This is a genomic window from Neptuniibacter sp. 2_MG-2023 (assembly GCF_030547495.1).
GTDB lineage: Bacteria > Pseudomonadota > Gammaproteobacteria > Pseudomonadales > Balneatricaceae > Neptuniibacter.
The window spans coordinates 87,914-102,094 of record NZ_JAUOQC010000011.1 but is presented as its reverse complement, the minus strand read 5'-3'; the positions used below and the strand labels follow the sequence as shown (position 1 = coordinate 102,094).

The window sequence follows — 14,181 nt, the reverse complement described above, 5'->3', positions numbered from 1 at the left end:
ACTATGTATAACAGGCTCTTTGTTTTTAGTTTGATTGTGTTACTCGCTGGCTGTTCCTCTACGAGTGAAAATAGTGGCCGCTATTCCATGAAGCACGATAAAGCGCCAGATGCCCCCGTTGATGTGTCGCATGTGAAGGATGCAGTGCCTCAGGTAGAACCTAAAAGCAGAGGCGGAAATAAAAGCCCGTATACTGTACTAGGTAAACAATATTATGTAATGCCGAGCGCTAATGGTTACACCGCTACGGGAACAGCATCTTGGTACGGACGTAAATTTCATGGCCATCAAACCTCCAATGGTGAGGTTTATGATATGTATAAAATGTCTGCTGCACATAAAAGTTTGCCACTACCAACTTACTTGCGGGTAACTAATTTAGCTAATGGTCGTCAAGTTATCGTTAGGGTAAATGATCGAGGGCCGTTTCATGATGATCGTTTGATCGATCTTTCTTATGCGGCCGCTTCCAAGCTGGATATGCTCAGTAAAGGCACCGCTCATGTAAAAATTGAAGCGCTTGATCCGCGCGCTTGGCAAAACTCAGAGAACCTTATCTCTTCGCCGGTTGTGAATCATCAAGTTTCTGTGGCGGGGAGATATTTACAGGTAGGTGCGTATTCTAGCCGCGCATCTGCTGAGTATGTTGAAAGTCAGTTAAGACCTATTTTGACCGATCTTGCGGTGATTATTCGTCCACTGACTAATCAGCAGGGAACTGTTTTACATAGAGTCCAAATAGGCCCGCTGAAAAGTACGACCTCTTTGGCAGATTTAACTCAGAAGGTAGAACAAATGGGCTATGCAACTCCGCACTTGGTAGACTTCCCTTAATAGCTTAAGTAGAGTTACCTACGGCGTTAAGTGGACTTAAAGTAACTATGAAAATTAAGTGTGTTATCGCTACTATATTGCAGTATCAGTAGTGGCCTCACTTAGATTTCTTTAATGATTGTTTTGGATGAACATGTTTAATAAGGTTTGGTTTAAAAAGGTGTTTTTAAATAAAGTTTCAAAAGTATTTAGTCTGCTATTTTTGACTATTGCGGTTGTCAATTTTTCATCTGCCGCAAGTTTGATTCCAGCAGAACCTCAGATCGCAGCGACTGCGTACCTTGTTATCGATGCCGATACAGGCAAAATTATTGCCGCTAAAAATGAAAATGAGCGATTTGCCCCCGCCAGCTTGACGAAAATGATGACGGCTTACATCCTCGAATACGAATTGAGTAAAGGGAATGTAAGTACTGATGATCTAGTATTGATCAGTGAAAAAGCGTGGCGTACCCAAGGCTCGCGTATGTTTATTCGTGAGGGTACGCAAGTCCGTTTAGGTGATCTGATGAAAGGGATCGTTATTCAATCGGGTAACGACGCATCGGTTGCGGTAGCTGAACATATAGCGGGTAGTGAAGCTGCTTTTGCTGATTTAATGAATCAGCATGCCAAACTATTAGGTATGAAGAATACAAACTTTATGAATGCCACCGGCCTTCCTGCTGAGGGACACGAATCTTCTGCTTTTGATTTGGCCTTATTAGCTAAAGCAATAATTCAAGATTTCCCTGAGCATTATGGGATCTACTCGGAAAAATATTTTACATATAACAAAATTCGCCAACCTAACCGTAATAAGCTTCTATGGCGCGATAAAACAGTCGATGGGTTAAAAACTGGCCATACAGATGCTGCTGGTTACTGTCTTGTTGCTTCAGCTAAGCGTGATGGCATGCGTTTGATTTCGGTAGTACTCGGCACTAGTGATGAAGAGGCCCGTGCTCGTGAGAGCCAGAAGCTACTTTCTTATGCTTTCCGTTACTATAGAACTCATCAGCTTTATAAAAGTAATGTTGTCTTGAATACAGCTAAAGTTTGGTCGGGTACTCAAGATCAATTACGTATCGGAATTTCTGATCCACTATCGGTAACTATCCCACGCGGTCAAGCGGATAAGCTGCAAGCGATAATGGATGTGGATAGAGTTATTACTGCACCTATAATGAAAGGTCAGGAGTTAGGTAAAGTACGTGTAACCTTAGATGGTGATTTAGTAACGGAAGTGCCTTTAGTTGCAATGGATGCAATTCCTGAAGCAGGCCTGTTAAAACGTATTTGGCACGCGATACTTTTATTCTTTACTAGCCTAATCGGGTAACTGTTTTTAGCGCTAGTCCTTTAATAATTGCATGGATGCCCGCATCTATATTAAATACTGAAGAGCTGTATGTAGCTTTGGTTCGGTTTTTAATATTGATGCGGGTGTTTGCGTTTAGGTTATATGAATACAGTCTATCTCAATGGTGAGTTTTTGCCGGCAGAGGAAGCCAAGGTTTCGGTATTCGATCGTGGTTTTCTGTTTGGCGATAGTGTTTATGAGGTGATCCCTTTTTATCAAGGGGTCGGTTTTCGTTTGCAAGCGCATCTTGACCGTTTACATCACAGTTTAAGAGCGGTGCGTATTAAAAATGAGCAGCATTGGGAAGAAATTTTAGAGTCCCTTGTTGCGCGTAATGGCGGCGGTAATCTATCTGTTTATCTGCAAGTCACGCGCGGTAGTGCAGGTAAACGAAGCCACGCTTACGATGATTCACTAGAGCCTACAGTATTTGCGTGTTGCACACCGATAAAAGATGTCTGGAAAGCGGGTGTTGATAGTGTTGTCCCGCTAAAAGCTATAGTGACGGAAGATTTACGTTGGCATCGCTGTGATATTAAATCAACCTGTCTACTGCCTAATATTTTAGTGTTGCAGCAAGCGAAAGATGAAGGGGCTCAAGAGGCGCTTTTCTCACGTAATGATAAGCTGACAGAAGGTTCTGCTTGTAACCTATTTTTGGTTAAACGCGGCGTTATTTATACACCTAAGCGTAGTTCTGAGATCTTAGGGGGAATTACGCGTGAGCTGATTCTTGAATTGGCAGATAAACATGCTATTCAGTTTCAAGAAGTGGATATTGATTATCAGCAGTTACTTGTTGCTGATGAAGTTTGGGTTTCTAGCTCGACGCGCGGGATTGTGCCAGTGGTAGAAGTCGATGGGCATAAGATCGGAAAGGGGCAGTCTGGGCCTGTATGGCAAAAAATGTTTGAGCTTTTCGCAGATTTCCAACGTAAGTTAATGACGGGACTGTGATAGTTAGTGATTAGTGGTATGAATAGATGACAGATAAGCAGCAAGAACCACCTAAAATTGAATTTCCATGTCCTAACTACCCTATTAAGGTGGTAGGCAGAAATGACGATGACTTTCGTGATTTTGTGATCGAGATTGTACAGGTGCATGTGCCTGATTTTGATTTTACCTCGGTTACTCTTCAGGACAGTCGGAATGGTACCTTTCAGTCTGTACGGTTTACTATTACCGCTCAAGGTGTAGAACAGCTTGCTGCACTACATGAAGCATTAATTGCTTCAGAGCGTGTAAAGATGGTGATTTGATGCTTTCAGATCAGCTAATTGTACGAGATTTAGGTTTACTGCCTTATGAACCCACTTGGCAGCGGATGCAGTCCTTCACCAACGAACGTGGTGAAGATGTAGTTGATGAGATCTGGTCTTTGCAGCATGAACCGGTGTTTACGCAGGGGCAGGCGGGTAAAGAGGAGCATTTGTTAAACACAGGTGATATTCCTGTAGTACAAGTGGATCGGGGTGGGCAGGTGACGTACCACGGCCCAGGACAGGCTATAATCTACCTAATGCTGAATCTTAAGCGTAAAAAGTTAGGTGTGCGTGAGCTTGTTTCTATAATGGAAGAGGCGGTTGTTGATACGCTTAACGAATTTAAAATCGACGCTTACCCAAAACCTGATGCACCTGGGGTCTATGTTGAGGGTAGTAAGATCGCTTCTTTAGGTTTGAGAGTTAGACGGGGCTGTTCTTTTCATGGATTAGCACTAAACCTCGCGATGGACTTAGAACCTTTTTTAAGAATAAACCCATGCGGCTATGCGGGCATGGAGATGACACAGTTAGGTATGTTGGTAGAAGACCTTGATCAGGCCGATGCTACCCAGCATTTACTTAACCATTTGATTAGTAAACTCGGGTATGAAGAAGTGACCCGAAAAACCACTCTGGATTGAGTCTAAATGTCTGAACATAATAAAGCTACGGCGAAAAAACGAGTAGAGCAGGGCGTTAAATTACGTGGTGCTGATAAAGTCGATCGTATTCCAGTAAAGGTGATCCCAACTGAGAAAAGCGACATGCTACGTAAGCCAGAATGGTTGCGTGTCAGGATGGGTTCAAATGCTGAAGTACAACGGATTAAAGACAAGCTGAGAAAGCATAAGTTGGCTTCAGTTTGTGAAGAAGCAAGTTGTCCGAACCTAGGTGAGTGCTTTAGTCACGGTACCGCGACCTTTATGATCATGGGAGATATCTGTACACGTCGTTGTCCGTTCTGCGATGTGGCCCATGGCCGTCCAAATGAGCTTGATAGAAATGAGCCTAAAGAGTTAGCGGATGCTATCGCTGATATGGGGCTTCGTTATGTAGTAGTGACCTCAGTAGATCGTGATGATCTACGTGATGGTGGTGCTCAGCATTTTGCAGATTGCGTACGTGAGACCCGCGGACAAGTACCGAGTATTGAGATGGAGATCTTAGTACCTGATTTTCGTGGCCGTATGGATATAGCGATTGATATTCTTACTGAAACGCCACCTGATGTTCTTAATCATAATATGGAAACGGTGCCGCGCCTTTACAAAGCGGTACGCCCAGGATCTGATTATGAGTGGTCTTTACGTCTGCTGAAAAAATACAAAGCCAAAAATCCAAACGTTCGAACTAAGTCAGGGTTAATGGTGGGTATTGGTGAAACCAATGAAGAGATTATTCAAGTAATGAAAGATCTTCGTGCCCATGATGTAGACATGCTGACTATAGGGCAATATCTACAACCGAGCGGTAATCATCTTAAGTTGGAGCGTTATGTAACTCCCGCGGAATTTGATGAGTTTGCTCGGATTGCAAAAGAACTCGGTTTTACTCATGCGGCTTGTGGCCCGCTAGTACGCTCCTCATATCATGCGGACTTACAGGCTAAAGGCGAAAAAGTTAGTTAGAGCCGTAAATAGGGCTCTCTTTATCGGTATGCCCTGCATAAAGACCGTCTCCCACATATGTACCTTATGTGGGAGGCTTCCTTCCTCTTATGTTTTCTATCCAATGTGAGACTTTCCATAAAGGCGTCCTAAGCCGGAGAGGCTTATAGATTGATCAAAACAGCTTTTCTTTGAACCTTCTGTGATTAAGTAACGCTTAGTCTTTCATATCAATGAAATCGTATTATTCTACGTTGTTGATCGCTTCTATATTGTTTTTTACTTTATTAATAATTAAATTAGTATTATCTAATTTAATTATTATGGAGCAGTTCAATGGGTACAAAAACAATCACTGTTATGGCTAATATGGGCTCAGGTTGTGCGATAACTGCGGATATTCGAGAGCATCATGTAGTGATTGATCAGCCAACGGCTAATGGTGGTGGTAATCAAGGGCCAACACCTTTAGAGTATTTTTTGTTCTCATTAGCGGGTTGTATCGGCAGTATTGGGCATATTGCTGCGGGTCAGCAGAAGATTGATCTTAGAGCCATGAGTATTAAAGTTGAAGCTGACCTTAATTCAATGGGTTTACTGGGAAAGCCTACTGAGGATCGTACTGGATTTCAGCAGATTCGCGTTGAAGCTACTATTGATGCTGATCTAACTGACGCTGAGAAGCTGGCGTTTTTAAATGAAGTTTGTGAGCGTTGCCCATTACATGACAACATAAAACTAGCGACTGATGTTGTGCACTGTCTTGTTTAAGTGCAAGTTTCATCGCTAAGGCCAGAGAGCTGGGTGTTTTCATCTAGCTCTTGATCCAATCGACCTAACTGTTTGCAGACAATGCCTGTAAAATCCTTCATTATTCCTATTGTTTGAATTTATCTATTTTTAATAAATAGGGGTCTTTAGGATGTGGCGTAATACTATGTTTACAACGCCTGTTATTAGTTCGCTTTTACGATTTTTTTCTCTAGTTTTGCTTAAAATATGTGGCTGGAAGGTGGAAGGCTCTTTTCCAAAAGATATGAAGCAGTGTGTATTAATTGCTGCGCCACATACGACTAATTGGGATATGCCGTTTTCTTTGATGATCGCTTTTGCATTGAGGATGCCGCTGCATTGGGTTGGTAAATCAAGTATTTTTAAATTTCCATTTGGTTTTTTGATGCGTTGGATGGGAGGAATACCGGTCGACCGTGTGAAAAAAAATAATATGGTTGATGCGACCGTTGAGAAATTTAAAACTTATCCAGATCTGAAAATTATGATGGCCCCTGAAGGAACTCGATCTCAAGTAACCCACTGGAAATCAGGTTTTTATCATATAGCGGATGGCGCAGGGGTACCTATTGTTTTGGGTTTTATAGATTATAAAAATAAACGCGGAGGGATTTTAGGCGTATTTCATACACAGGGTAATTATGAAGATGATTTAAAATTGATCCAAAAATACTATCAGCCTTATATGTGATAAAGGCTTTACCTATTAAGATGTCTTTCAATAAGGTTTACCGTGTACTCAGATACAGCCTCAGCTTGATTGTCCGATAGCTGGGTGAATGTGGTCATGCCGTGTTTAGGCGAGGCTTTGTTGAACTTGATCATCAGCATGACTTTATAAGGTTTTAAGTTTTTTTCCCCAGTATAGCGTTCCATATTGGCGCCGGGGCCTTTCAGCTCGTGACAATTTTTGCAGTAATAGTTATAGAGCTCTTCTCCCGACTGCATGTTCTCAGGGGTCGTTTCCCCATCGCAGCCACTTAGTAAAATGGTCGTTAGGATCAGTGTAGATGCCCGTTGAGATAAGTGCATAGGTAATTATACGCCTTGTGATTTTATAGTTATCATAGTTAATTTTGTCAGGTTGAGCTAATAGATCAAGGGTATAAACTGCAAGCGGTGAATGCTATCCGGCTGTTTTACACTAGGTTTTAATATGTGCAGGCATTGAGAAGGGTTAATGGTTGCCCTGCTAGCGTAAGCGAGATGGAGGTGAGAAGTAGCCAAGCATCTCCCGATGCAAGTCCTTTAACAATTTTATCGACTTCGGCACATTGCTGTAGAGCTAAGTTTATCTGTTCAGTTGAAATGCGCTGAGCTGTTTTACGGACAAGAGGTTTACGTTTCCCCCATATTCTTTCCCGTTGGCATACGGCATCGAACGATTGACCATTATGTTGAGCTTGTTGGATAGCAGATAAGCTCCGTAGCTCTTTTGAGAGTGCCCATAGAGCAACCGGTGGCTCTGTACCATCCTGCTTAAGCGCCTGAAGTATTTTACAGCAGCGAGCGGCCTGGCCATTTAATGCCGCATCGATCAGACCATAAATATCATATCGAGAGCTATCAGATACTGAGTCGATAACATCGTCAGCGGTAACAACTTGATGCGGGAAGAGTAGGCTTAGTTTATTGATCTCTTGTTTTGCTGCAAGCAGATTGCCTTCAATACGGTCACATAAGAGTTGTATTGCTTCTTCATTCAGTTGTAGGTCTATTTGTGCAGCTCGTTGTCTAATCCAATTAGGTAACTGTTCTGTTTCTACGGGCCAGATCTCTATGATAATTCCGCATTTATCGATGGCTTTGAACCATGCGCTCTTTTTGGCGCTACCATCTAGCTTATTTGCGGTGATTAAAAGGATATTGTCTGGTGCGGGATTATTAAGATAGCTTTGTAGTAGCTCACTGGATTTCTTATTCAGCTTTTGACTACCTAAACGGAGCTCGATAATTTTCTTTTCAGCGAATAGAGATAAAGCGTTGGCGCATTCGAGAAGATATTCCCAGTTAAAACTACCATCTACATGGAGTACTTCACGTTCATTAAAGCCTTGTTGCTGTATGCGGCTACGGAGCAAATCTGAGCTTTCTTCTAAAATAAGCGGCTCATCGCCGGTAATAAAATATACCGGCGCTAGGCCTTTTTTTAGCTGAGCCTCTAGCTGCTCCGGACGTAGCTTCATTCTGACTTATTATTACTGGCTAGATAGCGACGTAATATAGTTTGTGCAATTGAATCGTATAACTCGCCACGTAGAAGTTCTTCTTGCTCTGAACTTGCTGCCGCAGCGTCTGTGTCATAAGTGTAGATTCGCTCGCGCTGAATTTTGATGTTTTGCGTAAGAGGCTGTCCTTGCTTATCGGTCAGAAGCATAGTCACCTCAGCAGAGATCTCATATTCATCTACATCAGCACTGCTACTAATGGTCGCTGCACGGCGTTTATAGCGAAAGTTTGAAAGACGAATCTGGTAGTTCGCATTATCAATTTCACTGATGCCATTAAACTTCATGTTCTGTCGCAGGCTACGGAGTAACTGATTATTAGTGTTACCTGGTATAAGTGTTACGAGTTTCTTATCTTCGGATACGTCTTGTAGTCCTCGAAGTTGGAAACCGCAGGCAGATAAAAGGCTGAATAGGGTTAGTATCAACACGAACTGCCCTATTAATGTTTTCCACTGTTTAATCATGTTTACTCCTTAACCAGCGATTTCGCTTTAACCTACAACAATGTTAACTAAGCGGCCAGGTACAACAATTTTTTTACGGATTGTTTTATCTACCATATGCTTTTGTACGTTTTCATCGGCTAAGGCGGTATGAAGAATCATATCTTCATCTGCATCAGCAGCAACATTGATTTTGGCTCTTACCTTACCGTTGACTTGGATAACGAGTTGCACTGTATCTTGGATAAGCGCTGATTCGTCTATCGTTGGCCATGGGGCGGTAAGTACTTCAGAGTGACCTAGTTCCTGCCACAGCTGATGACTAATATGAGGCACTATAGGTGATAGAAGTAGGACCGCAGCTTCAAGCGCTTCTTGCATAACTGCGCGGCCTTGTTCGCTAATATCTACGAATTTAGCCACTGTGTTAGACAGCTCCATAACCGCAGCAATTGCAGTGTTGAACGTTTGGCGACGCTCCATATCATCACTTACTTTTTGAATAGTAGAATGAACTTTACGGCGCAGTTCTTTCTGCACATCAGTCAAATTGTCTTTGTCGATCGCAGCCGATGAGCCACCTACATTTAGGTGATCATGGACTTGCTTCCAAAGACGTTTAAGGAAACGGTGAGCACCTTCTACACCGGTATCTGACCATTCTAAAGATTGCTCAGGTGGTGCAGCAAACATCATAAATAAACGCACAGTATCTGCGCCGTATTTATCGATCATGATCTGTGGATCGATGCCGTTATTCTTTGATTTTGACATTTTAGACATGCCGTCGTGCTTAAGGCTTTGGCCTGTAGCGCGATGGGTTGCACTGATCACACGGCTTTTTTCATCGGTCTGAATATCAACTTCATTTGGGGCAACCCAAACTTTTCCACCTTTATCATCTTCGTAGCAGAAACTATCGGCTAGAACCATACCTTGGCAAAGAAGACGTTTAAATGGCTCGTCACTGTCTACAAGTCCTTCATCGCGCATTAACTTATGGAAAAAGCGTGAGTAAAGTAGGTGAAGAATAGCGTGTTCAATACCGCCGATATATTGATCGACAGGAAGCCAATAATTCGCTTTTTCCGGCTCAAGCATGGCGTTATCACTGCTACGTGAAGCATAGCGTGCGTAATACCATGATGATTCCATAAAGGTATCAAATGTATCGGTTTCTCGTTCTGCGGGACCGCCACATTTAGGGCAGGTGGTATTAATGAAGCTTTCCATTTTTTTGATTGGAGAGCCGCTACCATCAAACTCAACATCAGTAGGAAGAACAACGGGTAGTTGCTCTTCAGGTACGGGAAGTGCTCCGCAGCTTGGGCAGTTAATAACAGGGATTGGTGCGCCCCAGTAACGTTGGCGAGATACGCCCCAGTCACGTAAGCGGAAGTTAACCGTGACCTTACCTTTACCTTTAGCTTCTAGATCAGCTGCGATCGCTTTAAAGGCAACGTCAAATTCTAAATCATTATAGTTGCCAGAGTTAACTAAGGCGCCTTTTTCTGTATAGGCTTCAACACTTAGGTCAACGGCAGAATCGTCTAGTGGACGGATAACTTGTTTGATCTCTAGACCATATTTGGTTGCAAACTCCCAATCACGCTGGTCGTGGCCAGGTACAGACATGACTGCGCCTGAGCCATAATCCATCAAGACAAAGTTAGCAGTCCAAACAGGTACTTCTTTACCTGTAAGAGGGTGTATAGCGTTAATGCCTAGCGCCATACCTTTCTTTTCCATCGTTGCCATATCAGCTTCGGCAACTTTAATATTTTTGCACTCATCAATAAATGTAGCGAGCTCTGCGTTGTTTGCAGCTGCTTGTTGGGCAAGCGGGTGTTGTGCTGCAACAGCAACGTAGGTAACGCCCATTAGCGTGTCTGGTCGTGTTGTGAATACTTCTAGTGGACCGTAATTAGCAACATCAAAGGTAAGTTCAACCCCTTCAGAGCGACCGATCCAGTTTTTCTGCATCGTACGAACTTGCTCTGGCCACTCATCAAGTTTGTCTAAGTCCGACAGTAACTGATCAGCGTAGTCTGTGATTTTAAGGAACCACTGCGGGATTTTTTTGCGTTCGACTAATGCGCCAGAACGCCAGCCTCGACCATCAATAACCTGTTCGTTGGCTAGAACCGTTTGGTCAACTGGATCCCAGTTTACTTCTGCTTCTTTTTTGTAAACGAGGCCTTTATCCATCAACTTAGTAAAGAACCATTGTTCCCAGCGGTAGTATTCTGGATGACAAGTAGCGAGTTCGCGGTTCCAGTCATAACCAAAACCCATAAGTTGCAGCTGGTTACGCATGTAATCAATGTTTTCGTAGGTCCATTTAGCTGGCGCTACGTTATTTTTCATTGCCGCGTTTTCAGCAGGCAGGCCAAATGCGTCCCAACCCATAGGTTGCAGAACATTCTTACCTTGCATACGCTGGTAACGGGAAACTACATCTCCGATAGTGTAGTTACGAACATGACCCATATGGAGTCGACCGCTAGGGTACGGAAACATGGATAGGCAGTAGAATTTTTCTTTCTGCAGATCCTCTTCGCACTTAAAGCTATCGTTATCTTTCCAATGTTGCTGGACCTGTGGCTCAATCTTTTGTGGGCGGTATTGTTCGTTCATGTTCGTAAATCGTGATGCCTTTGATAGAAAAACCGGCATCTTTTGATGCCGGTTAATAAAAGTTTGCTTATTGGGGTATAGCATACAATATATACAGGTAAGCAAACAGAGTTTCCGCTCATAACGAGGTGGTTTTATGTCGCAAAATAATGATAAGCAAAATAAATTAGCTTCTGAGGACTACGATAGGGTCTTGTTACGTCTTACTAAAGACCTAGAGAATTCAAAAGCGGGCTCTTGGGATCTTTTGCAAGAGAAAATCCATGATGCAGTAGAGCTTGAGTTGGCAGCAGAGGAGATGACCCGCGATGAGCTTGATCTACTGAAAGCTTATTTAGCTAGAGATCTGAAGCAGCTAGGTTATTACGCTAATGAAACAGGTGAAGGTTTAGCTGCATGGCTAGGTTTTGATCTGAATATATTAGAACAGACATTGATTGAGCAGTTGAGATTAATTGCAGATCAAACACGTATAGGGCAAGAGCAGCTTCGAGAACGTTTAGATCATACTGATCAGCAGTATATGGCGGGAGAGTTGGCCACAGTAGGCACGCTTGAATGCCTTAATTGTGGGACTCAATTTAATTTATATAAAACTGAAAAGCTCAAACCTTGTTCTGAGTGTGAGCAAGGTTATTTCAAGCGCGTGTCAGCGCCTTGGCCTCACAAGTAAGCTTTAAATGGGCTTACCTGAAATTGGGATAGCGCTTAGCGTTATCTTGATTTCTGCGTTGCCCCATAGATAGAACAGTTAAACCAAGCGCTAGTAGTAACACTGGTAGTGATCCGTAACGCTGAAAAGGGGTTTCCCCTTCCATGCTGTGCGCTGTCCCTCGTAAAACGGCTGCCCGAAATTGTGGTAGTTGGTCTACTATGCTGCCTTCCGAATCAATCAGCGCTGTAATGCCATTGTTGGTTCCACGTATTACCCAGCGGCCATTTTCAACCGCTCTTACACGAGCGATTTGTAGATGTTGTGCGGGTGCAATGGATCTACCAAACCAAGTGTCATTGGAGACGGTCAGTATGATATCTGCGTGCTTTGATGCTTTTCGTACCAACTCTGGGTAAGCGATCTCATAACAAATGGCAGCACTGAGTTTGACTTGACCAACTTTTAATAAAGGCTGCTGCGCTTTAGGGAGTGAGAAGCTAGACATAGGTAGATTAAAAAAATCAAAAAGCCCTCGAATATAGTTTTCCATAGGTACGTATTCACCAAAAGGAACAAGGCGCTGTTTATGGTAAATACCGCTGCCGCTCGTCAGTACGGCTAGGCTGTTGTGGATAAGGTAGCCCTTAGGATGGTTCTGATCGGGTATAGCGCTAGGCAGGCCACTGATTAATGTAGTGCCTTTTGTATCTAAATCGTTGAGTAGCTCAGCCAGAGGTGTTGCTGCATATCTGAACAGCGAAGGAATGGCTGTTTCCGGCCAGAGCACTAGCTGTGCATCTAAATGGTCTCTTGTGAGCGTTTCATATTGAGTGAGTATATCTTCACGGTAGTTTGTATCCCACTTAACCGCCTGCGCAATATTAGGTTGGACTATAGCCACTGAAAGCGTTTCTTCGTTAGGTGTTGTCCATTGCAGTGGTAATAAGTAGCTGCCGATTAGGGGGAGAGGGGCAATGAGCAGGGGGAGTAGTTTTCGTGATCTTAACAGTTCTGCAATAGCTAGCGCTGTGATTAATATAGCGGCGCTGGCTAACCATATCCCGCCTAAAGAAAGGGTATTCTGGTAAGGGGTGTCTAAGGATGCGTTACCTAAATATAACCAAGGAAATCCGGTAAATAACCAGCTTCTTAGCCATTCAAAGAGTAGCCATAAGCCAACAAAACTAGCGGCTAAGAATCTAGCAGAAAAGAGTTTTTTCCAGAGATAAAGTTGCACGCTAAAAAGTAGAGCGAGAGCTGCTACAAAGAGTGCGGTTAAGCCGATCGCTATAGGTAAAGGCGTTTGGCTATGTTCTGAAATGCTAACAAAAACCCATGATACACCACTACCAAAAAAGCCTAACCCGAAGGCCCAGCCAAGTAGTGCGCTTTGTTTATTGTTTTTTTTGTAGCTTGAAAGGTAAAGAATAGCCGGCGGAAAAAGCGCTAAATAGGGGATATTGAAAGGGGCTAGGCTAGGGGCAATCAGTGCCCCTGCAATTAAACATATAATAAATTGCAGAGGCATAGTGCTTACTCTTCTCTTGAAACCTGTAGTAGTCGAATGCGTCGAGTATCAGCGGATAGGATTTTAAAGTGGAAACCGTCTATCTGTACCGATTCATCTTTTTTTGGAAGATGGCCGAACTGTTGAGTAACTATACCGCCAATGGTATCAAACTCTTCATCGGGGAAGGAGATAGAGAAGTAGTCATTAAAATCATCAATCGGTGTTAAAGCTTTTACAATAAACGCGTTGTCATCGAAAGGTTTGATGTTGCCATCATCTTCTTCGCTGTCGTGTTCATCTTCAATTTCGCCAACAATCTGTTCCAGCACGTCTTCGATGGTGATTAAGCCTGAAACGCCGCCGTATTCATCCATAACAACAGCCATATGATTGCGAGTCACACGGAACTCTTTAAGCAAAACATTTAAACGCTTGGATTCAGGGATAAAAGTAACGTTACGGAGCTTACTTTTTAGATCAAATTGCTCAAGGTTTCCTTCAAGTATTAAGGGTAATAAATCTTTAGCTAGCAAGATCCCTTGTACTTCATCGGGTGTTTCCCCGATAACCGGAAAGCGGGAGTGGGCGCTAGATATAATAATAGGTAGAAATTCTTTCGGTGTTTGGTCCGCTTCAACGACAACCATTTGGGAGCGTGGAATCATAACGTCGCGAACTTGCATGTCAGCGACTTGCATCGCTCCCTCCATAATAGTGAGGGCTTCGCTGTCTAGTAGGTTGTCATCGGAGGCCTGACGTAAATCGGTTAACAGGTCTTCTCGGCTTCTTGGTTCATCACTAAATGCATGGGTTAGTTTGTCGAACCAGCCTTTGTTTTGTCCCGATCGATCTTCGCTCATGG

The 14,181-nt window shown here is 43.2% G+C and carries 15 protein-coding genes; 9 read left to right on the top strand and 6 right to left on the bottom strand.

The features are described from left to right. Positions 1 to 3 precede the first annotated feature (3 nt). The 8 genes from Q4486_RS11665 to Q4486_RS11630 all read left to right on the top strand — a co-directional run bounded on the left by Q4486_RS11665 (position 4) and on the right by Q4486_RS11630 (position 6,534). The gene (locus Q4486_RS11665) at positions 4 to 834 is read left to right on the top strand and encodes a septal ring lytic transglycosylase RlpA family protein (RefSeq protein ID WP_303416295.1); all 831 of its coding nucleotides are present in this window, start codon (positions 4 to 6) and stop codon (positions 832 to 834) included. 133 nt (positions 835 to 967) lie between these two features. After that, positions 968 to 2,155 carry a D-alanyl-D-alanine carboxypeptidase family protein gene (locus Q4486_RS11660; protein WP_303416296.1) on the top strand — a complete coding sequence of 396 codons (1,188 nt, stop codon included), beginning with the start codon at positions 968 to 970 and terminating at the stop codon, positions 2,153 to 2,155. Positions 2,156 to 2,278: 123 nt separating this feature from the next. After that, a complete protein-coding gene (locus Q4486_RS11655; RefSeq protein WP_303416297.1) occupies positions 2,279 to 3,133 on the top strand; it encodes a D-amino acid aminotransferase in 855 nt (284 codons plus the stop codon). Between the two features lie 26 nt (positions 3,134 to 3,159). Beyond that, positions 3,160 to 3,438 (top strand): YbeD family protein, encoded by a 279-nt coding sequence (locus Q4486_RS11650; protein ID WP_303416298.1) that lies wholly within the window; start codon positions 3,160 to 3,162, stop codon positions 3,436 to 3,438. After that, positions 3,438 to 4,085, top strand: coding sequence for a lipoyl(octanoyl) transferase LipB (gene lipB, locus Q4486_RS11645; protein ID WP_303519532.1), 648 nt, complete (start codon positions 3,438 to 3,440; stop codon positions 4,083 to 4,085). Before Q4486_RS11650 ends, lipB begins: the two co-directional genes overlap by 1 nt. Positions 4,086 to 4,091: 6 nt before the next feature. Beyond that, positions 4,092 to 5,072, top strand: coding sequence for a lipoyl synthase (lipA, locus tag Q4486_RS11640; RefSeq protein ID WP_067866075.1), 981 nt, complete (start codon positions 4,092 to 4,094; stop codon positions 5,070 to 5,072). A gap of 315 nt (positions 5,073 to 5,387) precedes the next feature. Beyond that, complete coding sequence (locus Q4486_RS11635; RefSeq protein WP_303416300.1) at positions 5,388 to 5,822, top strand: OsmC family protein; 435 nt, start codon at positions 5,388 to 5,390, stop codon at positions 5,820 to 5,822. Positions 5,823 to 5,988: 166 nt separating this feature from the next. Beyond that, complete coding sequence (locus Q4486_RS11630; RefSeq protein ID WP_303519531.1) at positions 5,989 to 6,534, top strand: lysophospholipid acyltransferase family protein; 546 nt, start codon at positions 5,989 to 5,991, stop codon at positions 6,532 to 6,534. 8 nt (positions 6,535 to 6,542) lie between these two features. Here Q4486_RS11630 and Q4486_RS11625 read toward each other — a convergent pair whose 3' ends face one another. The 4 genes from Q4486_RS11625 to leuS all read right to left on the bottom strand — a co-directional run bounded on the left by Q4486_RS11625 (position 6,543) and on the right by leuS (position 11,154). Then, a complete protein-coding gene (locus Q4486_RS11625; RefSeq protein WP_303416302.1) occupies positions 6,543 to 6,875 on the bottom strand; it encodes a cytochrome c in 333 nt (110 codons plus the stop codon). Positions 6,876 to 6,994: 119 nt separating this feature from the next. After that, positions 6,995 to 8,029 (bottom strand): DNA polymerase III subunit delta, encoded by a 1,035-nt coding sequence (gene holA / locus Q4486_RS11620; RefSeq protein WP_303416303.1) that lies wholly within the window; start codon positions 8,027 to 8,029, stop codon positions 6,995 to 6,997. Continuing rightward, the gene (lptE, locus tag Q4486_RS11615) at positions 8,026 to 8,538 is read right to left on the bottom strand and encodes an LPS assembly lipoprotein LptE (protein WP_303416304.1); all 513 of its coding nucleotides are present in this window, start codon (positions 8,536 to 8,538) and stop codon (positions 8,026 to 8,028) included. Before lptE ends, holA begins: the two co-directional genes overlap by 4 nt. 27 nt (positions 8,539 to 8,565) lie before the next feature. Further along, positions 8,566 to 11,154 carry a leucine--tRNA ligase gene (gene leuS, locus Q4486_RS11610; protein WP_303519530.1) on the bottom strand — a complete coding sequence of 863 codons (2,589 nt, stop codon included), beginning with the start codon at positions 11,152 to 11,154 and terminating at the stop codon, positions 8,566 to 8,568. Positions 11,155 to 11,290: 136 nt separating this feature from the next. Between leuS and Q4486_RS11605 the strand changes: the two genes are divergently transcribed. Beyond that, a complete protein-coding gene (locus Q4486_RS11605) occupies positions 11,291 to 11,827 on the top strand; it encodes a zinc ribbon-containing protein (protein ID WP_303416306.1) in 537 nt (178 codons plus the stop codon). 13 nt (positions 11,828 to 11,840) lie between these two features. Here the strand turns inward: Q4486_RS11605 and lnt are convergent, their stop codons facing one another. Continuing rightward, complete coding sequence (gene lnt / locus Q4486_RS11600) at positions 11,841 to 13,337, bottom strand: apolipoprotein N-acyltransferase (protein ID WP_303416307.1); 1,497 nt, start codon at positions 13,335 to 13,337, stop codon at positions 11,841 to 11,843. A gap of 5 nt (positions 13,338 to 13,342) precedes the next feature. Next, positions 13,343 to 14,179 (bottom strand): HlyC/CorC family transporter, encoded by an 837-nt coding sequence (locus Q4486_RS11595; RefSeq protein WP_303416308.1) that lies wholly within the window; start codon positions 14,177 to 14,179, stop codon positions 13,343 to 13,345. Positions 14,180 to 14,181 lie beyond the last annotated feature (2 nt).

Bases quoted from the DNA above. Each gene is read 5' to 3' on its own strand.
- Q4486_RS11665 (WP_303416295.1), top strand. From the start codon at position 4: ATGTATAACAGGCTCTTTGTTTTTAGTTTGATTGTGTTACTCGCTGGC.
- Q4486_RS11660 (WP_303416296.1), top strand. From the start codon at position 968: ATGTTTAATAAGGTTTGGTTTAAAAAGGTGTTTTTAAATAAAGTTTCA.
- Q4486_RS11655 (WP_303416297.1), top strand. From the start codon at position 2,279: ATGAATACAGTCTATCTCAATGGTGAGTTTTTGCCGGCAGAGGAAGCC.
- Q4486_RS11650 (WP_303416298.1), top strand. From the start codon at position 3,160: ATGACAGATAAGCAGCAAGAACCACCTAAAATTGAATTTCCATGTCCT.
- lipB (WP_303519532.1), top strand. From the start codon at position 3,438: ATGCTTTCAGATCAGCTAATTGTACGAGATTTAGGTTTACTGCCTTAT.
- lipA (WP_067866075.1), top strand. From the start codon at position 4,092: ATGTCTGAACATAATAAAGCTACGGCGAAAAAACGAGTAGAGCAGGGC.
- Q4486_RS11635 (WP_303416300.1), top strand. From the start codon at position 5,388: ATGGGTACAAAAACAATCACTGTTATGGCTAATATGGGCTCAGGTTGT.
- Q4486_RS11630 (WP_303519531.1), top strand. From the start codon at position 5,989: ATGTTTACAACGCCTGTTATTAGTTCGCTTTTACGATTTTTTTCTCTA.
- Q4486_RS11625 (WP_303416302.1), bottom strand. From the start codon at position 6,875: ATGCACTTATCTCAACGGGCATCTACACTGATCCTAACGACCATTTTA.
- holA (WP_303416303.1), bottom strand. From the start codon at position 8,029: ATGAAGCTACGTCCGGAGCAGCTAGAGGCTCAGCTAAAAAAAGGCCTA.
- lptE (WP_303416304.1), bottom strand. From the start codon at position 8,538: ATGATTAAACAGTGGAAAACATTAATAGGGCAGTTCGTGTTGATACTA.
- leuS (WP_303519530.1), bottom strand. From the start codon at position 11,154: ATGAACGAACAATACCGCCCACAAAAGATTGAGCCACAGGTCCAGCAA.
- Q4486_RS11605 (WP_303416306.1), top strand. From the start codon at position 11,291: ATGTCGCAAAATAATGATAAGCAAAATAAATTAGCTTCTGAGGACTAC.
- lnt (WP_303416307.1), bottom strand. From the start codon at position 13,337: ATGCCTCTGCAATTTATTATATGTTTAATTGCAGGGGCACTGATTGCC.
- Q4486_RS11595 (WP_303416308.1), bottom strand. From the start codon at position 14,179: ATGAGCGAAGATCGATCGGGACAAAACAAAGGCTGGTTCGACAAACTA.